This window comes from Streptomyces sp. MS191 (assembly GCF_008042125.1).
Taxonomy (GTDB): Bacteria; Actinomycetota; Actinomycetes; order Streptomycetales; family Streptomycetaceae; genus Streptomyces.
This window is the reverse complement of the sequence record NZ_RDBI01000040.1, coordinates 19,628-40,310: the sequence shown is the minus strand read 5'-3', so window position 1 is coordinate 40,310 and position 20,683 is coordinate 19,628. Positions and strand designations below refer to the sequence as shown.

The window sequence follows — 20,683 nt, the reverse complement described above, 5'->3', positions numbered from 1 at the left end:
CGACCGGGGGCGGTTCGGGGGCCAGGTCCTGTCCGGCCGATCCTCCAAGATCGCCCGGACAGGACCTGAGCGGTGCGGGTCAGAGCACGCACTCGGCCTCGGCGTACCGCTCCGCCGGGACCGTCTTCAGGGTCTCGACGGCCTGGGCCAGCGGCACCATCACGATGTCCGTGCCGCGCAGCGCGGTCAGCATGCCGAACTCCCTGCGGTGCGCCGCCTCCACCGCGTGCCAGCCGAAGCGGGTGGCGAGGACGCGGTCGTACGCGGTGGGCGTGCCGCCGCGCTGGACGTGGCCGAGGATGACCGGGCGGGCCTCCTTGCCGAGGCGCCGCTCCAGCTCGACGGACAGCTGGTTGGCGACACCCGTGAAGCGCTCGTGGCCGTAGATGTCCTTGGCGCCGACGTCGAAGTTCATCGAGCCCTCGCGCGGCTTGGCACCCTCGGCGACGACCACGATCGCGAAGCGCTTGCCGGCCTCGAAGCGCTCGCCGACGCGGGCGGTCAGCTCGTCGATGTCGAAGGGGCGCTCGGGGACGACGATGGCGTGGGCGCCGGCCGCCATGCCGGAGTGCAGGGCGATCCAGCCGGTGTGGCGGCCCATGACCTCGACGATCAGGACGCGCTGGTGGGACTCGGCGGTCGTCTTGAGCCGGTCGAGGGCCTCGGTCGCCACGCCGACGGCGGTGTCGAAGCCGAAGGTGACGTCGGTCGACGCGATGTCGTTGTCGATGGTCTTCGGGACGCCGACGATCGGCAGCCCGGCCTCGGAGAGCAGGTTGGCGGCCTTCAGCGTGCCCTCGCCGCCGATCGGGATGATCGCGTCCAGACCGAGGTCGGCGACGTGGCCGCGGGCGCGCTCCACGCCGTCGACCAGATGGGCCGGCTGGACCCGGGAGGATCCGAGGATGGTGCCGCCACGAGCGAGGATGCCGCCGACCGCGTCGAGGTCGAGCTTGCGGTAGTCGCACTCGAGGAGGCCCTTCCAGCCGTCGTGGAAGCCGATGACCTCGTCGCCGTGGTCGACGACGGCGCGGTGCACGACGGAACGGATGACGGCGTTCAGACCGGGGCAGTCGCCGCCGGAGGTGAGCACACCAATGCGCATAGCCCGAAATACCTTTGCAACGTGGGCCGACTCCCGGACCACGTCGTCCGGTTGGATCCCCGCCACCCTATCGGTGCCGGGAGGCGGGGCCGAACCCGATGTCCGCAGATTGGACACCGGATTTCCTTACGAATCCAATGGGCGTAAGGGTGCTCAGACGTGCAGTCCGCAGGGCGGTCAGGCGGGCTGTGTCGCCGCCGCGATCCGCTCGGCGCGCAGCGCCTCGTACCACCGGTCGTCGGTCGGCGGCAGCGCGTTCACGTCGAGGGCCAGCTTCAGGAGCAGGTCCGCGATCTGCGGGTTGCGCGCCATCACGGGGCCGTGCATGTACGTGCCGAACACCGTGTCGTTGTAGGCGCCTTCGGTGCCGTCGCCGGTGCCGTTGCCCTTGCCCAGGACGGTGCGGGCGAACGGGCGGGCCGTCGGTCCGAGGTGGGTGATGCCCTGGTGGTTCTCGAACCCGGTGAGCTGGGGGAGGCCGAGCCGGGGGTCGATGTCCGCCAGGACGTCGCCGACGCACCGCTCGCCCTCGCCGCGGGTGGAGATCACGTCGATCAGGCCCAGACCGGCCTCGCGCTCGCCGAGGTCGTTGATGAACTCGTGACCCAGGATCTGGTAGCCGGCGCAGACCGAGAAGATGATCGCGCCGTTGGAGGCGGCCCGGGACAGGCCGCCGTCGCGGCGCAGCCGCTCGGCCGCGAGCCGCTGCGGCCGGTCCTCGCCGCCGCCGATCAGGTAGATGTCGCCGGAGGTCGGCACCGGCTGGTCGCTGCGGACGTCGACGCGCTGGACGTCCAGGCCGCGCTGGCGGGCGCGGCGCTCGACGACGAGGGCGTTGCCCTGGTCGCCGTAGGTGCTGAGCAGGTCCGGGTAGACCCAGACCAGGCGCAGGCTGCTGTCACTCATGCTGCAAGTCCTCTACGGGTCAGTTGCCGACGCGGCGGCGGACGTCCTGGAAGGCGGTGTAGTTGGCGATCAGCTCGATCTGTCCGGGCGGGGACAGGCGGACGGCCTCGTCGATCGAGTCGCACACCCGGAACTCCACGCCCGCGACCTCCAGGCGGACCGCCAGGTCCAGCTTGCGGTCGCCGATGACCATGATCGGGTGCCCGGCCAGCCGCCCGTAGTCCACGTCCCAGAGCCAGGAGGTGTCCGTGCCGTCGGCGCCGCGCGCGTTGACGGAGAGGATCACCGGGGTCGGGGGCTGGTCGATGAGGGAAAACGTTTCGAGCCAGCCCGCCGGGTTCTTGGCGAGGAGCAGACGCAGCTCGCGGCCCTGGAAGGTGACGACGTCGTAGCGGCCGGCCACGGCCTGCACCTGGTACATCCGCTCCAGGGCCACCTGCGGCGGCACCCCGAACACCGCGGCGACGGCGGCGGAGGTCGCGGCGTTGGCCTTGTTGGCGCGGCCGGGCAGCTGGAGGTGGATCGGCCAGGCGGAACCGTGCGGGTCCAGCACGTGGTCGCCGTTGAGCGCCCAACTCGGCGCGGGGCGGCGGAAACCGCACTCGCCGCAGAACCAGTCGTCGCCCGGGCGCTGCATGACACCGCCGCAGGAGGGGCACGACCAGGCGTCGTCCTTCCACTCCTGACCGGCGGCGACCCACACCACGTTCGGGGAGGAGGAGGCGGCCCACACGATCAGCGGGTCGTCGGCGTTGGCGATGACCACGGCCTTGGTGCCGGAGAGGCCCTCGCGCCACTTCTCGGCGAGCATGCGGGTCTCGGCGGCGCGGTCCAGCTGGTCGCGGGAGAGGTTGAGCAGCGCGATCGCCTTGGGCGTGGTGTCCCGGGCGACTCCGGCGAGGTACTTCTCGTCGACCTCGATCACGCCGTACTTGGCGTCCGAGCCGCCGGCCAGGGCCGAGGTGATGCCCGCGGGCATGTTGGCGCCCAGCGCGTTGGAGACGACGGGGCCGCTCGCCCGCAGCGCCTCGGCGATCAGCCGGGTCGTGGTGGTCTTGCCGTTGGTCGCGGACACCAGGACGACGTCCAGATGCTGTGCGAGCCGACCCAGCAGGTCCGGGTCGAGCTTCAGCGCCACCTTGCCGCCGATCACCGATCCGCTGCCGCGTCCCGCTGCTCGCGACACCGCGGCCGCGGCCTTGCCCGCCGTCACGGCCAGCTTGGCGCGCGGCGACAGCGGCTCTGGATTCCCGGGGTGTCCTGACATCTTCCTTGTTCCTCCTTGCGTCGGTCCGGGCTCAGCCTATCGAGATCAGGCCAGGGCCCTGAACAGCGGCACCGTTCCGACCCCGGCGAAAACAGTGAGGTCACGGCGGACCGTACCCTTGCGCCCATGCGAAACCGGCCGATCCCCGGCAGTTCCGGCCTTGTCCGAGCCATGACCATGCTCGGCGACCCGGTGCTGCACACCCCCTGCGAACCCGTCACCGACTTCGGCCCGGAGCTCTCCCGGCTCGTCGAGGACATGTTCGCCACGATGTACGCCGCGAACGGCGTCGGCCTCGCGGCGAACCAGGTGGGGGTGGGCCTGCGGGTGTTCGTCTACGACTGCCCGGACGACGAGGACGCGCGGCACCTGGGGCATCTGGTCAACCCGCGCCTGGTGGAGGCGGACGGCGGCGAGTACCGAGGCCCGGAGGGCTGCCTGTCCCTGCCGGGCCTGGAGGCGCCCACCCCGCGCTTCGACCGGGCGGTCGTCGAGGGGTTCCGTACGGACGGCTCCCCGGTCCGCGTCGAGGGCACCGGCTTCTTCGCCCGCTGCCTCCAGCACGAGTGCGACCACCTGGACGGCGGGGTCTACGCGGACCGCGTCACGGGGTGGCGCAGGTCACGTCTGCTGCGGGCCATCCACAAGGAGCCGTGGGGCGCCGACACGGGCGCGTGGGGGACGGGGGCCTGAGGTCCTGTGGCACCGGGCGACGGGGCTCGGCCGGGCCGGAAGGCCGCCGGGGCCGGCCCGCGAGGGGTGGTCGTGCCGGCCCGCGAAGGCCGGGCGGGTCAGAAGGCCTGGCCGCCGACGCGGTCGCCCGCCTCCGCCAGCCGGCCCCACAGCAGGTCCGCGAGGCTGCGTACCAGCTCGGCTCGCGAGCAGGGGCGTTCGCCGAGCCACCAGTCGCCGGCCGCGTGCATCATCCCGACGATGCCGTGGCCCCAGATCCTGGCCTGGGCGTCGCCGCCGGGGCCCAGATCGATCCGCTCGGCGATGACCTGGCCGAGCTCCTCGCCCATCCGCCGCAGCAGCGGGGCCGAGTGCCGTCCCACGTCGAAGCCCTGCTCGGCCTGCTGCGTCTCCTCCGCCGGGTGCATCAGGAAGCGGTAGACCTGGGGCATGGCCTCGATCGAGGCGAGGTACGTGTCGAGCGTCGCCTCGACTCTCCGGCGCCGGTCGGCCGGTGCGTCGAGCGCCGCCCGAAGCGCGGAGAGGAGGGCGTCCGTGTGCCGGGTCGCCAGGGCCCGGTACAGCCCGCCCTTGTCGCCGAAGTGCCGGTAGAGGATCGGCTTGGTGATGCCGGCCTCCGCCGCGATCGCGTTCATGGAGGCCCGGGGACCGTCCCGGAGCACCACGCGGTCGGCCGCCTCCAGCAGTTCGCGGCGCCGCTGATCGGCAGGCTTCTGCTGGTCGGTGGTCCGGTGTGTGGTCTCCATAGCGTGTCTCCCCGCCCGTGCGATTCCGTGAGGCTGTCGCAACGTAACACCCGAGCGGCACCCGGTGCCGGTCGCCCCGAACCGCTCCGCCGCAGGTTGACAGGGCCTACTTGCCGGTAACACACTGTTGTTACCGCAAGTAACGCAATGCTGGGAGGGAACATGGCCGAGTTCACGCTCGAACTCAACGACGACCAGAAGCAGGTCCGTGACTGGCTGCACGGATTCGCCGAGGACGTCATGCGCCCCGCCGCCGCCGAGTGGGACGAGCGTGAGGAGACTCCCTGGCCGATCATCCAGGAAGCCGCCAAGATCGGCATCTATTCCCTCGATTTCTACGCCCAGCAGTTCTTCGACCCGACCGGCCTCGGCATCCCGATGGCGATGGAGGAGCTCTTCTGGGGCGACGCCGGCATCGCCCTCTCGATCGTCGGTACCGGCCTGGCCGCGGTCGGCGTCCTCGCCAACGGCACCGAGGAGCAGATCGGCACCTGGATCCCGCAGATGTACGGCGACGTGAACGACGTCAAGGTCGCCGCCTTCTGCTCCTCCGAGCCGGACGCCGGTTCCGACGTCGCCTCCATGCGCACCCGGGCCGTCTACGACGAGGCCAAGGACGAGTGGGTCCTCAACGGCACCAAGACCTGGGCGACCAACGGCGGCATCGCCAACGTCCACGTCGTCGTCGCGGTCGTCGACCCGGAGCTCGGCTCCAAGGGCCACGCCTCCTTCATCGTGCCCCCGAACACCCCCGGCCTCTCCCAGGGCCAGAAGTTCCAGAAGCACGGCATCCGCGCCTCGCACACCGCCGAGGTCGTCCTCGAGGACGTCCGGATCCCCGGCCACTGCCTCCTCGGCGGCAAGGAGAAGCTCGACGAGCGCCTCGCCCGTGCCCACGAGAAGGCGAAGGCGGGTGGCGGCGAGCGCGTGAAGAACGCCGCCATGGCCACCTTCGAGGCCTCCCGCCCCGCGGTCGGCGCGATGGCCGTCGGCACCGCCCGGGCGGCGTACGAGTACGCGCTCGAGTACGCCAGGACGCGCGAGCAGTTCGGCCGTCCGATCATCGACAACCAGGGCATCGCCTTCCAGCTCGCCGACATGCGCACCCAGATCGACGCGGCGCGCCTGCTGGTCTGGCGCGCCTCGTGGATGGCGACGGCGGGCAAGCCGTTCACCTCGGCCGAGGGCTCCATGTCCAAGCTGTTCGCCAGCGAGACGGCCAAGAAGGTCACCGGCCAGGCCATCCAGATCCTCGGCGGCAACGGCTTCACCCGCGAGTACCCGGTGGAGCGCATGCACCGCGACGCGGCGATCTACACGATCTTCGAGGGCACCAGCGAGATCCAGCGCCTGGTGATCGCCCGCACCCTCTCGGGCATGCCCATCCGCTGACGGCCCGCAGGCACCGACGGCCCCGCCCCGGAGGAGGGTGCGGGGCCGTCGGCATGCTCAGCCGGGGGCCTGCCGCTCAGCCGTCCGCCCGTCCGGGGCCCGCGAGGTTGTCCCGCGGATCTTGACGGGCGGCCCCGTACGCCGTGGACCGAGGCGGGTCCCCGGCCGGTCCGCGGCCCGTCCCGTCATCGCCGCCGAACAGCCGGACCCCGCCGTAGACGAGGAGCGCGACCACCGCCGCCAGCAGCACGGCCAGCAGCGCGCGCCGGGCCGGCCCCCACGGTCCGCCGAACCTCGCCCGGCCCGTCCCGAACCGGCTCCCGGTGCGCACCGGACGCGCCCGCGGCCCCGTCGCCGGTTCCGACAGGAGCAGGGCCAGCGCGCGACGGAACTCCGCGTCGGCCTCGGCCTCCCCGCGGAGGACCGCCGCGGCCTCCGCGCGGGCCTCCGGGGACTCCGGGCCGGTCTCGAGGCCCGCCAGGGCACGCCGGCCCCGCTCCGACGCCAGGAGACGCGTGCGCACGACGGGGACGAGGGCGGCGCAGCCCTGCTCCCCGATGCCCGCGGTCGTCCCCGTCACCACCGCCGCCAGCACGCCGACGGCCGCCGCGGCCAGCTCGCCCGCCTCCATCGCACCCCCCGTGCCCGGGAAACTCAGGAGTCCAAGGTCTTCCCGCGCGGCCGCAGGAAGACACGCTTCCGCCGACGGGTGTCTCGTCGGCGCGGGCCGTGGGCGTCAGACGATGCAGAACTCGTTGCCCTCGGGGTCCTGCAGCACCACCGCGTAGTAGTCCATGCCGTCCGGCTCGTCCATCGTGTAGAGGATCGACGCGCCGAGCGCGGTCAGCCGCGCCACCTCTCCGTCGACCCGCTCGCGCCGGACCGCCAGCGGCACCTCGCGCCCGCCACCGACCTTCAGGTCCAGGTGGAGGCGGTTCTTGACGGTCTTCGGCTCCGGGACGTGCTGGAACCAGATCCGCGGCCCGATCCCCTTCGGGTCCACGATCGACTCCGGCAGCTCGCCCACCCCCTCCGGCAGCTCCTCCTCGGGCACGCCCGTGGCCGTCCAGTACTCCCGCCAGGTCGCGTGTCCGTCCGGCGGCGGCTGCGGGACGTAGCGCAGGGCGGCCGCCCAGAACGGGACGAGCTTCCGGGGCTCGTCGCAGTCGATGGTCAGCTGCACGGTCATCTCGATCGGTTCCATGGTCCGAGCCTCCCAGAGGGCTCTGACAATCACGCCAACCGGCCTGATCCGGTCGGGTGTTCGCGCGAAGCTACCCGTGGGTCACCGGGTGCGGCAGAATCGCCGGGACGGTGACGAACGAGGGGGAAACCGTACACATGGCCACCACCAGCACCGAAGTGCCCGGCCCCGCAGGGACGCCCCTGCTCGGCTCGATGCTCGACCTGAAGGAGGACTCGCTCGGCACCTTCCTGCGCTCCCGGAGCGAGCACGGTGACGTCGTCCGCTTCACCGCGGGCCCTCCCGGACTGCGCGCCGTCGTGTACGGCGTGTTCTCCGCCGCCGGGGCCCAGCAGGTCCTGGCCACCGAGTCGGCCAACTTCCGCAAGGACAACGCCTTCTACCAGGAGGTCCGCGAGTCCTTCGGCAACGGTCTGCTGACCAGCCAGGACGAGGACTACCTGCGGCAGCGCCGGCTCGTGCAGCCGCTGTTCACCCGCCGTCGCGTGGACGGCTACGCCGATGCCGTGGCCGTCGAGGTCGCCGCCGTCCTCGCCTCCTGGCGGGACTCCGGCAGGACCTCCGTCGACGTCCTGGACGAGATGACCGTGCTCGCGCTGCGGGCGGTCGCCCGCATCCTCTTCGGCACGGACGTCGCCGAGGCCGTCGAGGTGGTGGAGCGCTGCTTCCCCGCCCTCGGCGACTACGTCCTGCGCCGCGGCTACTCGCCCCTGAAGCTGCCCCGGAACTGGCCCACCCCCGGCAACCGCCGTGCCGCCGCCGTCCACGAGGAGCTGTACGCGGTCTGCGACCGGATCATCGCCGAGCGCCGCGCCGCCGGCACGGACCCCGGCGCCCAGGACCTGCTGACCCTGCTGGCCGAGGCCGAGAGCGCCGAGGACGGCAGCTTCGACGCCTCCGAGCTGCGCGAACAGGTCCTGGTCTTCCTCCTCGCCGGCCACGAGACGACGGCGACCTCCCTGGCCTTCGCCCTCCACCTCCTCGGCCGCCACCCCGAGGAGCAGAAGCGGGCCCAGGAGGAGGTCGACCGCGTCCTGGCCGGCCGTACCCCGACCGCCGCCGACCTCGACGCCCTGCCCTATCTGACCCAGGTGCTCAAGGAGGCGATGCGGCTCTTCCCGGCCGCGCCGGTCATCGGCCGCCGCGCCGTCGAGTCCACGGTGATCGACGGCCACACCATTCCGGCCGGTGCCGACGTGATCGTCGCCCCGTGGGTCACCCACCGCCACCCCGACCACTGGCCGGACCCCGAGCGCTTCGACCCGGACCGCTTCACGCCGGAGGCCGAGGCCACCCGCCCCCGCTACGCCTGGTTCCCGTTCGGCGGGGGCCCGCGCGCCTGCATCGGCCAGCACTTCTCGATGCTGGAATCGGTGATCGCGCTGGCGATGATCCTGCAGGAGTACGGCTTCGAGGCGATCGACACCGAGGTCCCGCTCAGCTCCGCGATCACCCTGCGGGCCGAGGGGCCGGCCCGCTGCACCCTGATTCCCCGGAGCGGCTGAACCCTGTCGGACTCCCCGTGCCGGACGGTCGCCGTCCGGCACGGGGACACCCCGGCGGTCCGGATCAGTCGCGCGTCGCGACGACCACCGTCGCGTACAGCTCCCCCGAGCGCACCACCCTCGGGTTCAGGCCGCGGTCGGCCACCACGGCGACCGCCCGGTCCGCCTGCCGTTCGCTCGTCTCCACGAGCAGATGCCCGCCGGGCGCGAGCCACCGCGCGGCCTCCGCCGCCACCCGCCGCAGCACCGCGAGCCCGTCCGCGCCGCCGTCCAGTGCCACGAGGGGCTCGTGCTCGCGCGCCTCGGGCGGCAGCAGGCCGACCTCCTCGCTCGGTACGTACGGCACGTTGGCCACCAGGACCTCGATCCGGCCGCGCAGGGCGTCCGGCAGGGGCGCGAACAGGTCGCCCTCGTGGACCCGCCCACCGCGCGGCTCGACGTTCCGGCGCGCGCACCGCACGGCCGCCGGTTCGATGTCGGAGGCGTGCACCTCGGCGCCCTCCACGGCGGAGAGGAGCACCGCGCCCGCCGCGCCGGAGCCGCAGCACAGGTCGACGCAGACGGCGCCCGGAGCGGCCAGACCCACGGCCTGGGACACGAGGAACTCGGTGCGGCGCCGGGGCACGAAGACCCCCGGGTCCACGGCGATCCGCAGACCGGCGAACTCCGCCCAGCCGACGACGTGCTCCAGGGGCAGGCCGGCCGCGCGCCGCACGAGCATGGTGTCGAGTTCGGCGGAGCTGCGCGCCGCGGAGAAGAGAAGCTCCGCCTCGTCCTCGGCGAACACGCAGCCTGCGGCGCGCAGTCGGGAGACGGTGGCGGAACGAAGGGAGGGAGAAGGGTCGAGCGACATGGAAACCTTCCGGGAAGCCGAAGGGGCGCTCCCGTGGTCACCTCTGTCGGGCGGACCACACGGTCGTCGAGGGGAAGCACCCTGCCTGCATGGCGTTGATGGGTCCCACCTCCTCGGTCGTCTCACTGCTGGAGCCGCACACATTACATGATCGACATCCGTCCCGTGYGGWCCGCCCGACGGGCGGCTCAGACCGCGAGCTGCGCCTCGATCGCGGCGACGACCTCGGGCGCCTCGGGCTCGGTGCGCGGGCGGAAGCGCGTCACCTGACCGTCGCGGCCGATCAGGAACTTCTCGAAGTTCCACTGGACGTCCCCGGACTCGCCCTCGGAGTCCGCCGTCTTCGTCAGCTCCGTGTAGAGGGGGTGACGGCCGTCACCGTTCACGTCGCTCTTCTCCAGCAGAGGGAAGGACACGCCGTAGGTCGCGGAACAGAAGGTCTGGATCTCGTCGGCGCTGCCCGGCTCCTGGCCCGCGAACTGGTTGCAGGGCACACCCAGCACGGTGAAGCCGCGCTCCCCGTACTCCTTCTGCAGCCGCTCCAGACCGGCGTACTGCGGGGTCAGACCGCACTTGGAGGCCACGTTCACGACCAGGACCGCCTGGTCGCGGTAGTCGGCCAGCGAGATCGGGTCGCCGGTCAGGGTGCGCAGCGGAATGTCGTACAGGCTCATGGACTGCTCCTCGTGAGAACGGGGTCGGGCATAGGATTCGATCCCAACATGGGTGATGAACCGCTGGCAATCACGATCGATTCCGCACCGGACGAGGAACCCCGGCGGATCCGGTGCCGCCTGTGCGGCCGTCCGCTGACCGGGACGGAGTCCCGCCGGACGGGACTGGGCCCGTCCTGCGACGCCAAACTCCATCCGCCGGGCCCGGACGTCCGCACCCGCCGCCACGAGGTCGAGCAGGACCCGCTGCCCGGCACCTGAGGGAAACGGACGAGGGACGCCCCGCCACGGCGGGCCCCGGCGGACGCCCCGCGCGGGCCTCACAGCTTCCGGAACAGCCCCTCCTGCACCACCGACACCAGCAGCCTGCCCTCGCGGTCGTAGATCCGGCCGCGGGCCAGCCCCCGGCCGCCCGTCGCGATCGGCGACTCCTGGTCGTACAGGAACCACTCGTCCGCCCGGAAGGGACGGTGGAACCACATCGCGTGGTCCAGCGACGCCATGTCGAAGCCACGCGGCCCCCACAGCGGCTCGACCGGGATGCGGACCGCGTCCAGCAGTGTCATGTCCGAGGCGTACGTCAGCGCGCAGGTGTGCACCAGCGGGTCGTCGCCCAGCGGGCCGACCGCCCGCATCCAGACCGCGCTGCGCGGGTCCGCCCCCTTGACCTCGTCCTTCGTCCAGCGCAGCCGGTCGACGTAGCGGATGTCGAAGGGCTGGCGCCGCGCCATCCGCTCCAGCGCCTCCGGCAGCGCGCCCAGATGGTCGCGGATCTCGTCCGCGACCTTCGGCAGGGTCTCCGGATCCGGCACGTGCCGCGGCGGCAGCTGGTGCTCCAGATCCGACTCCTCCGGCCGGTGGAACGAGGCCGTCAGGTTGAAGATCGTGCGGCCCTGCTGGATGGCGGTGACCCGCCGGGTGGTGAACGAGCGCCCGTCCCGCACCCGCTCGACCTGGTAGACGATCGGTACCCCCGGCCGTCCGGGGCGCAGGAAGTAGGCGTGCAGCGAGTGCACCGGACGGTCGCCCTCGGTCGTCCGGCCGGCCGCCACCAGGGCCTGGCCGGCGACCTGGCCGCCGAAGACCCGTTGCAGCGACTCCTGCGGGCTCCGGCCGCGGAAGATGTTCGCCTCGATCTGCTCCAGATCGAGCAGGTCGACGAGCCTCTCGGCGGGGTTGGTCACGGCTGCGCTCCTTCGATGCAGGCGGGTCGGTTCCGGGGGGTCCTGCCGATCGTGCCGTGCTCGGCCGGCAGGACGCCTCCTACAGCTGCCCCACGGACGTCACACGGACGACGGCGCGGCCCTCCTCGTCGGAGGCGGCGAGATCCACCTCCGCGCTGATGCCCCAGTCATGGTCGCCGTTCGGGTCGGCGAAGGTCTGCCGGACGCGCCACAGACCGTGCGCCGCGTCCTCCTCGATCGACAGCAGCTTGGGGCCGCGCGCGTCCGGACCGGTGCCCAGGTCGTCGTACTCGTCCCAGTACGCGTCCATCGCCTCGCCCCAGGCGTCCGCGTCCCAGCCCGACTCGGCGTCCAGCTCGCCCAGCGCGTCGACGTTGTCCAGCGCCGCCAGCTCGACCCGGCGGAACATCGCGTTGCGCACCAGCACCCGGAAGGCGCGGGCGTTCGCCGTGACCGGCTTGACCTGGTCGGCCTTCTCCTGGGCCTCCTCGGCCGACTCGACCTCCGGGTTGGCCAGCTGCTCCCACTCGTCGAGCAGCGAGGAGTCGACCTGGCGGACCATCTCGCCCAGCCACTCGATCAGGTCCTCGAGGTCCTCGGTCTTCAGGTCGTCCGGGATGGTGTGGTCCAGGGCCTTGTACGCGCTCGCGAGGTAGCGCAGCACGATGCCCTCGGTCCGCGCCAGCTCGTACCAGGACGTGAACTCCGTGAAGGACAGCGCGCGTTCGTACATGTCACGGATGACGGACTTCGGCGAGACCGGGTGGTCGCCCACCCACGGGTGCGACTTCCGGTAGACGTTGTACGCGTGCCAGAGCAGCTCCTCCAGCGGCTTCGGGTAGGAGATCTCCTGGAGCCGCTCCATGCGCTCCTCGTACTCGACGCCGTCCGCCTTCATCCGCCCCACGGCCTCGCCGCGCGCCTTGTTCTGCATGGCGGCGAGGATCTGCCGCGGGTCGTCGAGGGTCGACTCGACCACCGACACCATGTCGAGGGCGTACGACGGCGACTCCGGGTCCAGCAGGTCGAACGCCGCCAGCGCGAACGTGGAGAGCGGCTGGTTGAGCGCGAAGTCCTGCTGGAGGTCGACCGTGAGCCGGATGGTGCGACCCTCGGCGTCCGGGGTGTCGAGCTGTTCCACGACGCCGCCGTCGAGCAGCGAGCGGTAGATCGCGATGGCCCGGCGGATGTGCCGCAGCTGCGCCTTGCGCGGCTCGTGGTTGTCCTCCAGGAGCTTGCGCATGGCCTCGAAGGCGTTGCCGGGCCGGGCGATCACCGACAGCAGCATGATGTTCGTGACCTTGAACCGCGAGGTCAGCGGTTCGGGCTCGGAACCGATCAGCTTCTCGAAGGTGGTGTCGCTCCAGGCGACGAAGCCCTCGGGTGCCTTCTTGCGGACGACCTTGCGGCGCTTCTTCGGGTCGTCGCCGGCCTTGGCGAGCGCCTTCTCGTTCTCGATGACGTGCTCGGGGGCCTGCGCGACCACGAAGCCCGCCGTGTCGAAACCGGCCCGGCCGGCGCGGCCCGCGATCTGGTGGAACTCCCGCGCGCGCAGCGTCCGCACCCGGCTGCCGTCGTACTTGGTGAGGGCCGTGAACAGCACCGTGCGGATGGGCACGTTGACGCCCACGCCGAGCGTGTCGGTGCCGCAGATGACCTTCAGCAGACCCGCCTGGGCCAGCTTCTCGACGAGGCGGCGGTACTTGGGCAGCATGCCCGCGTGGTGCACCCCGATACCGTGGCGCACGTAGCGCGAGAGGTTCTGGCCGAACTTGGTGGTGAAGCGGAAGCTGCCGATGAGCTCGGCGATCCGGTCCTTCTCCTCGCGCGAGCACATGTTGATGCTCATCAGCGACTGCGCCCGCTCGACGGCCTGCGCCTGGGTGAAGTGGACGATGTAGACCGGGGCCTGCTTGGTCTCCAGGAGCTCGGTCAGCGTCTCCGTGATCGGCGTGAGCTCGTACTCGTACGACAGCGGGACCGGGCGGGTGGCCGAGCGGACCACCGAGGTGGGCCGGCCCGTGCGCCGGGTGAGGTCCTTCTCGAACATCGCCACGTCACCGAGCGTCGCCGACATGAGGACGAACTGGGCCTGCGGCAGTTCGAGCAGCGGGATCTGCCAGGCCCAGCCGCGGTCGGGCTCCGCGTAGAAGTGGAACTCGTCCATGACGACCTGGCCGATGTCGGCGTGCTTGCCGTCCCGCAGGGCGATCGAGGCCAGCACCTCGGCCGTGCAGCAGATGACCGGGGCGTCCGCGTTCACGGAGGCGTCGCCGGTCAGCATGCCGACGTTCTCGGTGCCGAAGAGCTTGCAGAGGTCGAAGAACTTCTCCGAGACCAGCGCCTTGATCGGCGCGGTGTAGAAGGTCACCTGGTCGTTGGCCAGCGCGGCGAAGTGCGCACCGGCCGCGACCAGCGACTTTCCCGATCCGGTGGGCGTCGAGAGGATCACGTTCGCCCCGGAGACAACCTCGATCAGCGCCTCCTCCTGGGCCGGGTAGAGGGTGATGCCCCGGCCCTCCGCCCAAGAGGTGAAGGCCTCGAAGAGGGCGTCGGGGTCGGCGTTCGGCGGCAGCTGATCGATAAGGGTCACGCCCCCATCTTGCCTGGATTCCGGTCGGATGCGGGAACCGGCCATCGCAACGAAGATCACGGACGATACGCTGCCTTGTCGACCGGTCGTCAACTGCACGCCGGCGCATGAGGAATGGGGCGGGACGACCATGATGGGACCGGCGCACTCGCTGTCCGGAGCAGCGGCCTGGCTGGGTGTGGGCGCCGCGTCGGCCGCCCTGGGGCACCCGATGCCGTGGCCGGTACTCGTCGTCGGAGCGCTCATCTGCGCCGGAGCCGCCCTCGCCCCGGACCTCGACCACAAGTCCGCGACCATCTCGCGCGCCTTCGGACCGGTGTCCAAGGGCCTGTGCGAGATCGTCGACAAGCTCTCGTACGCCGTCTACAAGGCCACCCGCTCCACCGCGGACCCCCGCAGGTCCGGGGGACACCGCACCCTGACCCACACCTGGCTGTGGGCCGCTCTCATCGGCGCCGGCGCCTCCGCGGTGGCCGTCACCGGGGGCCGCTGGGCGGTCCTCGCGATCCTCTTCGTCCACCTGGTCCTGGCCGTCGAGGGCCTGCTGTGGCGGGCCGCGCGGGTCTCCAGCGACATCCTGGTCTGGCTGCTCGGTGCCACCAGCGCCTGGATCCTCGCCGGTGTCCTGGACCAGCCGGGCAACGGCTCGGACTGGTTCTTCACCGGCCCGCAGCAGGAGTACCTGTGGCTGGGCGCGCCGATCCTCCTCGGCGCGCTGGTGCACGACATCGGCGACGCGCTGACCGTCTCCGGCTGCCCGATACTCTGGCCGATCCCGGTGGGCCGCAAGCGCTGGTACCCGGTCGGACCGCCGAAGGCGCTGCGGTTCCGCGCCGGCAGCTGGGTCGAGCTGAAGGTCCTCATGCCGGCCTTCATGCTGCTCGGCGGGGTGGGCGCCGCGTCCGCCCTCGGCTACCTCTGACAGGCCGATCGCGACGGGCTCGGGCGCCCCGGGCCCGGAAGCGCAAGAGGCCGCCCGGGCCGTGCGCCGCCGGGCCGTGCGCGTCCGGGCCGTCCGGGGTCGCCCGCGGTGGGCACCCCGGACGGGCCGTCGCGGCGCCCGGACCCGCGTCACGGTCCGCCGTGCCACGACCTCCACAGCGCCGCGTACGCGCCGTCCGCCGCCACCAGCTCGTCGTGGCTGCCCAGCTCGCTGATCCTGCCCTCCTCGACCACCGCGATGACGTCCGCGTCGTGCGCGGTGTGCAGCCGGTGGGCGATCGCGACGACCGTGCGCCCCTCCAGGACCCGGGCCAGCGAGCGTTCCAGATGACGAGCGGCCCGCGGGTCGAGGAGCGAGGTCGCCTCGTCCAGGAYCAGCGTGTGCGGGTCGGCCAGGACGAGCCGGGCCAGCGCGATCTGCTGGGCCTGCGCCGGGGTCAGCGCGAGCCCGCCCGAACCCACCTCGGTGTCCAGGCCCGCGTCCAGGGCGCGGGCCCAGCCGTCCGCGTCCACCGCGCCGAGCGCCGCCCACAGTGCGGCGTCCTCGGCACCCGCGCGGGCGAGCAGCAGGTTGTCGCGGAGCGAGCCGACGAAGACGTGGTGCTCCTGGTTCACCAGGGCCACGTGCTCGCGGACGCGCTCCGCCGGCATGTCCGCCAGCTCGGCGGACCCGAGCGTCACCGTGCCGGTGCGCGGGGCGTAGATGCCCGCCAGCAGCCGACCGAGCGTCGACTTGCCGGCGCCGGACGGCCCCACCAGGGCCAGCCGGGTGCCCGGCGGGACGTCCATCGACACCCGGTGCAGGACGTCGACCCCTTCGCGGTAGCCGAAGCGCACCTCGTCCGCCCGGACCGTACGCCCCTCGGGCCGCAGGTCCGCGTCGCCCGCGTCCGGCTCGATCTCCCGGACGCCGACCAGCCGGGCCAGCGACACCTGTGCCACCTGGAGTTCGTCGTACCAGCGCAGGACGATGCCGATCGGATCCACCAGCATCTGCGCCAGCAGCGCGCTCGTGGTCAGCTGCCCGACGTCGATCCAGCCGCGCAGCACGAAGGCGCCGCCGAGCAGCAGCACGGCCGCGAGGACGGTGACGTGCGTGAGGTTGACGACGGGGAACAGCACCGACCGCAGGAAGAGGGTGTACCTCTCCCAGGCCGTCCACTCCCGGATGCGCCGGTCGGACAGGGCGATCCGGCCCGCGCCGAGTCGGTGAGCCTCCACCGTGCGGCCGGCGTCGACGGTCTCGGCGAGCGCCCCGGCGACGGCCGCGTACCCCGCCGCCTCCGAGCGGTACGCGGCCGGTGCCCGCCGGAAGTACCACCGGCAGCYCGCGATCAGCAGCGGCGCGGCGATCACGATCGCGAGCGCCAGAGGGGGCGCGGTCAGGGTCAGGCCGCCGATCAGCAGCCCCGCCCAGACGACACCGATCGCGAGCTGCGGCACGGCCTCCCGCATCGCGTTGGCCAGCCGGTCCACGTCCGTGGTGATACGGGACAGCAGGTCGCCGGTCCCGGCCCGCTCCAGGACCCCCGGCGGCAGCCCGACCGAACGGACGAGGAAGTCCTCGCGCAGGTCGGCCAGCATCTCCTCGCCGAGCATCGCGCCCCGCAGCCGTACCAGCCGCACGAAGACGGTCTGCACGACGAGGGCGACGGCGAACAGGGCGACGGTGCGCTCCAGGTGGAGCTCCCGGCTGCCGTCGCTGAGCCGCTCGACGAGCGAGCCGAGCAGCTGGGGACCGGCCATGGAGGCCAGGACCGCGACCGCGTTGACGCCGATGAGCACGGCGAACGCCCCGCGATGGCGGCGCAGCAGGCCGCGGACGTACCCGCGGACGGTCGTCGCCGTCCCGACGGGCAGGGTGGCCGCCGACTGCGGGGCCGCCGGATCGTACGTCGGTGGCGCAAGGCCGATCATGCCGACTCTCCTTCCAGTGCGGGGAGTTCTTCCATCCCGTCGAGGCCGCGGAGGCCGTCGAGCGTGCCGGCCTCGGCGGGGTCACCCGACGCCGTGGGGGGTTCCGGTGTCCCGGGTGCGGCGGACACCGCCTGTTCCTCGTCGGTCTCCCGGGTGACGACCGCCCGGTAGAGCGGAGCGTCGCGCAGCAGCTCGCGGTGGGTGCCGACCGCCGCCACCGCGGCCCCGTCGAGCAGGACGACCCGGTCGGCGAGGTCGAGCAGCAGCGGCGACGAGGTCAGGACCACCGTCGTCCCGCCCGCGCGCAGCTTCCTGACGCCCGCCGCGACGCGGGCCTCGGTGTGCGAGTCGACCGCCGAGGTCGGCTCGTCCAGGACCAGCACCTCCGGGTCGGTGACCAGGGAGCGGGCCAGGGCGAGCCGTTGGCGCTGGCCGCCGGAGAGCGACCGGCCGCGTTCGGTGATCCGGGTGCGCATCGGGTCGCCGTCCGTGTCCACGGACGCCTGGGCGAGCGCGTCGAGCACGTCCCCGCACTGCGCGGCGGCCAGCGCGTCCGCCGCCCGGACGGCCCCCGAGGAAGGGACGTCGAGCAGTTCGCGCAGCGTGCCCGAGAGGAGCACCGGATCCTTGTCCTGGACGAGCACGGCGGTCCGCGCCGCGTCGAGGTCCAGCTCGTCGAGCGGCACCCCGCCCAGGAGCACGGAGGCATGGCCCTCGCCGGGATCCGCCGGGTGGCCGCCGAGGCGCTCCGCCAGCCATCCCGCCGCGTCCGGGTCCCCGCACACGACCGCGGTGAGGCGGCCCGCGGGAGCCAGGAGCCCGGTCACCGGGTCGTACAGGTCGCCGGTCGCCCCCTGCCTCCCGCTCCCGGAGGCCCCGGCCGCGGTCGTCGTCCGGGTCAGGGAGAGCACCCGGGCGGCCCGCTTGGCGGACGGCCGGGAGAAGGAGAACGCCATGGCGATCTCCTCGAAGTTCCGCAGCGGGTGATGGGTCAGCATCACCGCGCCGTAGACGGTGACGAGTTCGCCGACCGTGATCCGGCCGTCCAGGGCGAGGCGCGCCCCGTACGCCACCACCACGATGAGCAGCGCACCCGGCAGCAGGACCTGGATCGCGGCGATCAGCGCCCACATGCGGGCGCTGCGGACGGCCGCCCGGCGGACCTCCTGGGAGGCGGCGCGGTAGCGGCCGAGGAAGAGCTCCTCGCCGCCGATTCCCCGCAGCACCCGCAGTCCCGCCACCGTGTCCGATGCCAGTTCGGTGGCGCGGCCCGCCTTCTCGCGCTGCTCGTCCGCCCGGCGGGTGGCGCGGGGCAGCAACGGCAGCGCGGCGAGGGCGAGCACGGGGACGCCCACGGCGACGACGACACCCAGCGCGGGCTGGTAGAGCACCAGGCCGACGCAGACGACGACCAGCGTCAGGGCCGCCGCGGCGAACCGCGACAGGGCCTCGACGAACCAGCCGATCTTCTCGACGTCCCCGGTGGAGACCGCGACGACCTCACCCGCGGCGACCCGCCGGGTCAGCAGCGAGCCCAGCTCGGCCGTCTTGCGCGAGAGCAGCTGCTGGACCCGGGCGGCCGCCGTGATCCAGTTCGTGACGGCGGTGCGGTGCAGCATCATGTCGCCGACGGCGAGGGTCACGCCCAGCAGCGCCAGCAGACCGCCGGCCTGCCAGAGGCGGCCTTCGTCGTGGTCGACGACCGCCTGCACGGCGAGGCCGACGGCGAGCGGCAGCGCGGCGATGGACAGCTGGAGGAGCAGCCCCCACAGGGTGGACCTGAGCTGACCGCCGAGTTGGCGGCGGCCGAGCCAGAGGAGGAACCGGGTGCCCGAGCGGACATCGGGGGCCCCTGGGTCGGCGTACGGTAGATCGCGAATCTGCATGGCGTCCCAGGGTCTTCCGGTGCGTGTCCCCGACGGTGGCCGGGGCTCCAAACCGTGCAAGGTTGGCCCTCCGGCGCCGGGGGCGGCAATCGATTTTCTGGCAATCGGCACAGAACGCGCCAAGATCCCCCGACGCCCTCTGGACGTCCCCGGTGCCCCGCGCTTCACTCGCCTGCCATGAGACCTCAGAAGATCATGAGCATGATCGGCGGGCTCGTGCTGGCCGCCGGTGCCCTCCTCACCGCGCCGCCGGCGATGGCGGACGGGCCGACCGGCACCCCGCCTCCCGAGTTCACCGGCGACTGGCACGACCCGGTGACCGCCGCGCCGCCCGTCACGGTCCCCGGCACCCGCTCCTGCGAGGTCGTCCTCGCCGCCGCGCAGTTCCGCGACTTCACCCCGTACAAAGGGAGTTACAGCCCGCCGAAGGAGTGCGGCACCCGCTGGAACAAGGTCGTCCTGCGCCTCGAAGGACAGGTGAAGGGGCGTCAGTACGACCGGCTCGGCCACGTCGCGGTCGGCGGGGTGGAGATCTTCCGCACCTCCACTCCGCAGCCCTCGCCCGAGGGCATCACCTGGTCCGTGGAGAAGGACGTCACGCGCTACCGCGACACCCTCAGCCGCCCCCAGCCGGTCGAGATGCTCATCGGCAACGTCGTGAACGAGACCTACACCGGCGTCCTCGACGTCCGCGTCACCCTCACCTTCCACACCGCTCGGGGGAGGACGGCACCCGTCGCGGACACCCCCGACCGGGTGATACCGCTCGACACCGCGACCGTCACCACCCCGCGCAACACCGAACGCCTGCTGGCCGAGGTGTACGCCACCGGATCCGGCGGCGGATGCGAGGAGTACTGGTACCTGACCGTCCCGGACCCCGCCCCGTACTCCTGCAAGGCGACCGACGGCCCCTACCGCGAGGTGCGGATCTCCGTCGACGGCCGCACCGCGGGCATCGCCGCCCCGTTCCCGACCGTGTGGACCGGCGGCTGGTCCAACCCCTTCCTCTGGTACGTCACCCCCGGCCCGCGCGCCTTCGACGTCCGGCCCGTCGTGTACGACCTGACCCCCTTCGCCGCCCTCCTCAACGACGGCCGCGCCCACCGCGTCGAGGTGTCGGTGGCCGGTGTGCCCGCCGGGCAGACCGGCTGGTCCACCCCCACCAACCTGCTCCTGTGGCAGGACGAGGGCCGGGCCGTCGTCACCGGCGCGCTCGACCGGTACGAGGTCTCCGCCCCGCGCGACTCCTCGGTGCACACGCCGGGTGCCATCCACCGCCTCGACACCGACGGCGGCCGCCGGCTCACCATCGCCGGCCACCTGGACACCTCGCACGGCCGCGTCCGCACCACCGTCACCCGTACCCTCGCGAACACCTCCGTGCACCGCTGGGGCGAGGGTGAGAACCCCGACGCCCTCACCGCCCGGTGGACCGACGACGAGACCGTGACCGTGGGCCGCACCAGCACCCGTACCCACCGCGCCTACACCATGGACGGCGAGACGACCGTCGGCGCCGGAGACCGGCTGCGGACCGTCCTCACCCTCGGGGACCGAGCCGACACCGTCGTCCTGCGCGACGGAAGGCCGCTGTCCTTCTCGCACCTCGACGACACCTACAGCGGCGACGCCACCTACACCACCGGAGTGCCGCGCGACCAGCGTCACGCGGTCGGGACGACGGCCGAGCGCTACCGGGTGTACGGCTCGGACGGCTGCTACGACCGGAGCCTGACGACCGTCCAGGGCACGGTCACGGAGGACCGCCGGCGCTGCTGAACACCCCGGCCGCCGCGCGGCGCGAGGCAGGGGC

At 72.7% G+C, this 20,683-nt stretch carries 18 protein-coding genes; 6 read left to right on the top strand and 12 right to left on the bottom strand.

Annotated features, from left to right (window positions below):
* Positions 1-79 precede the first annotated feature (79 nt).
* From EAO71_RS06920 to EAO71_RS06910, 3 genes are all read right to left on the bottom strand, one after another.
* On the bottom strand, positions 80-1,105 hold the full coding sequence (locus EAO71_RS06920) for a 6-phosphofructokinase (RefSeq protein WP_147976905.1): 1,026 nt from the start codon (positions 1,103-1,105) through the stop codon (positions 80-82).
* A 177-nt stretch (positions 1,106-1,282) separates the two neighbouring features.
* Positions 1,283-2,011, bottom strand: a complete 729-nt coding sequence (locus tag EAO71_RS06915; RefSeq protein WP_147976904.1) for a type 1 glutamine amidotransferase — start codon at positions 2,009-2,011, stop codon at positions 1,283-1,285.
* Positions 2,012-2,030: 19 nt separating this feature from the next.
* On the bottom strand, positions 2,031-3,278 hold the full coding sequence (locus EAO71_RS06910) for a Mur ligase family protein (protein WP_147976903.1): 1,248 nt from the start codon (positions 3,276-3,278) through the stop codon (positions 2,031-2,033).
* Positions 3,279-3,404: 126 nt separating this feature from the next.
* Here EAO71_RS06910 and def point away from each other — a divergent pair, with 126 nt between their 5' ends.
* Positions 3,405-3,971, top strand: a complete 567-nt coding sequence (def, locus tag EAO71_RS06905) for a peptide deformylase (protein WP_147976902.1) — start codon at positions 3,405-3,407, stop codon at positions 3,969-3,971.
* Positions 3,972-4,069: 98 nt separating this feature from the next.
* Here the strand turns inward: def and EAO71_RS06900 are convergent, their stop codons facing one another.
* Complete coding sequence (locus EAO71_RS06900) at positions 4,070-4,717, bottom strand: TetR family transcriptional regulator (protein WP_147976901.1); 648 nt, start codon at positions 4,715-4,717, stop codon at positions 4,070-4,072.
* Between the two features lie 162 nt (positions 4,718-4,879).
* On the opposite strand from EAO71_RS06900, the gene EAO71_RS06895 reads away from it, so the two are divergent.
* Positions 4,880-6,109: an acyl-CoA dehydrogenase family protein gene (locus tag EAO71_RS06895; RefSeq protein WP_147976900.1), complete on the top strand. Its 1,230-nt coding sequence runs from the start codon at positions 4,880-4,882 to the stop codon at positions 6,107-6,109.
* A 76-nt stretch (positions 6,110-6,185) separates the two neighbouring features.
* Here the strand turns inward: EAO71_RS06895 and EAO71_RS06890 are convergent, their stop codons facing one another.
* Together EAO71_RS06890 and EAO71_RS06885 are read right to left on the bottom strand one after the other, a co-directional pair.
* Positions 6,186-6,740: a hypothetical protein gene (locus EAO71_RS06890; protein WP_147976899.1), complete on the bottom strand. Its 555-nt coding sequence runs from the start codon at positions 6,738-6,740 to the stop codon at positions 6,186-6,188.
* Positions 6,741-6,845: 105 nt separating this feature from the next.
* Positions 6,846-7,313: a VOC family protein gene (locus EAO71_RS06885; protein WP_187282588.1), complete on the bottom strand. Its 468-nt coding sequence runs from the start codon at positions 7,311-7,313 to the stop codon at positions 6,846-6,848.
* Between the two features lie 137 nt (positions 7,314-7,450).
* Here EAO71_RS06885 and EAO71_RS06880 point away from each other — a divergent pair, with 137 nt between their 5' ends.
* The gene (locus tag EAO71_RS06880; RefSeq protein ID WP_147976898.1) at positions 7,451-8,818 is read left to right on the top strand and encodes a cytochrome P450; all 1,368 of its coding nucleotides are present in this window, start codon (positions 7,451-7,453) and stop codon (positions 8,816-8,818) included.
* A gap of 64 nt (positions 8,819-8,882) precedes the next feature.
* On the opposite strand, the gene EAO71_RS06875 is transcribed toward EAO71_RS06880, so the two are convergent.
* A complete protein-coding gene (locus tag EAO71_RS06875) occupies positions 8,883-9,671 on the bottom strand; it encodes a putative protein N(5)-glutamine methyltransferase (protein WP_147976897.1) in 789 nt (262 codons plus the stop codon).
* Positions 9,672-9,859: 188 nt separating this feature from the next.
* Complete coding sequence (locus EAO71_RS06870) at positions 9,860-10,345, bottom strand: glutathione peroxidase (RefSeq protein ID WP_147976896.1); 486 nt, start codon at positions 10,343-10,345, stop codon at positions 9,860-9,862.
* 48 nt (positions 10,346-10,393) lie between these two features.
* Between EAO71_RS06870 and EAO71_RS06865 the strand changes: the two genes are divergently transcribed.
* Positions 10,394-10,606 carry a DUF6011 domain-containing protein gene (locus EAO71_RS06865; protein ID WP_147976895.1) on the top strand — a complete coding sequence of 71 codons (213 nt, stop codon included), beginning with the start codon at positions 10,394-10,396 and terminating at the stop codon, positions 10,604-10,606.
* Positions 10,607-10,665: 59 nt separating this feature from the next.
* Here EAO71_RS06865 and EAO71_RS06860 read toward each other — a convergent pair whose 3' ends face one another.
* Together EAO71_RS06860 and EAO71_RS06855 are read right to left on the bottom strand one after the other, a co-directional pair.
* On the bottom strand, positions 10,666-11,529 hold the full coding sequence (locus tag EAO71_RS06860) for an acyl-CoA thioesterase (protein ID WP_147976894.1): 864 nt from the start codon (positions 11,527-11,529) through the stop codon (positions 10,666-10,668).
* Positions 11,530-11,608: 79 nt separating this feature from the next.
* Entirely contained in the window at positions 11,609-14,182 is a 2,574-nt protein-coding gene (locus EAO71_RS06855) for a DEAD/DEAH box helicase (protein WP_147976893.1), read from the bottom strand.
* A 70-nt stretch (positions 14,183-14,252) separates the two neighbouring features.
* Between EAO71_RS06855 and EAO71_RS06850 the strand changes: the two genes are divergently transcribed.
* Positions 14,253-15,044, top strand: coding sequence for a metal-dependent hydrolase (locus EAO71_RS06850; protein ID WP_147976892.1), 792 nt, complete (start codon positions 14,253-14,255; stop codon positions 15,042-15,044).
* 149 nt (positions 15,045-15,193) lie between these two features.
* Here the strand turns inward: EAO71_RS06850 and EAO71_RS06845 are convergent, their stop codons facing one another.
* Complete coding sequence (locus EAO71_RS06845) at positions 15,194-16,981, bottom strand: ABC transporter ATP-binding protein (protein WP_147976891.1); 1,788 nt, start codon at positions 16,979-16,981, stop codon at positions 15,194-15,196.
* The gene (locus EAO71_RS06840; protein ID WP_147976890.1) at positions 16,978-18,867 is read right to left on the bottom strand and encodes an ABC transporter transmembrane domain-containing protein; all 1,890 of its coding nucleotides are present in this window, start codon (positions 18,865-18,867) and stop codon (positions 16,978-16,980) included. The genes EAO71_RS06845 and EAO71_RS06840 overlap by 4 nt, the downstream gene beginning before the upstream one ends.
* Before the next feature lie 177 nt (positions 18,868-19,044).
* Between EAO71_RS06840 and EAO71_RS06835 the strand changes: the two genes are divergently transcribed.
* Complete coding sequence (locus EAO71_RS06835) at positions 19,045-20,649, top strand: peptide-N4-asparagine amidase (RefSeq protein ID WP_261992047.1); 1,605 nt, start codon at positions 19,045-19,047, stop codon at positions 20,647-20,649.
* The last annotated feature ends 34 nt before the right edge of the window (positions 20,650-20,683 follow it).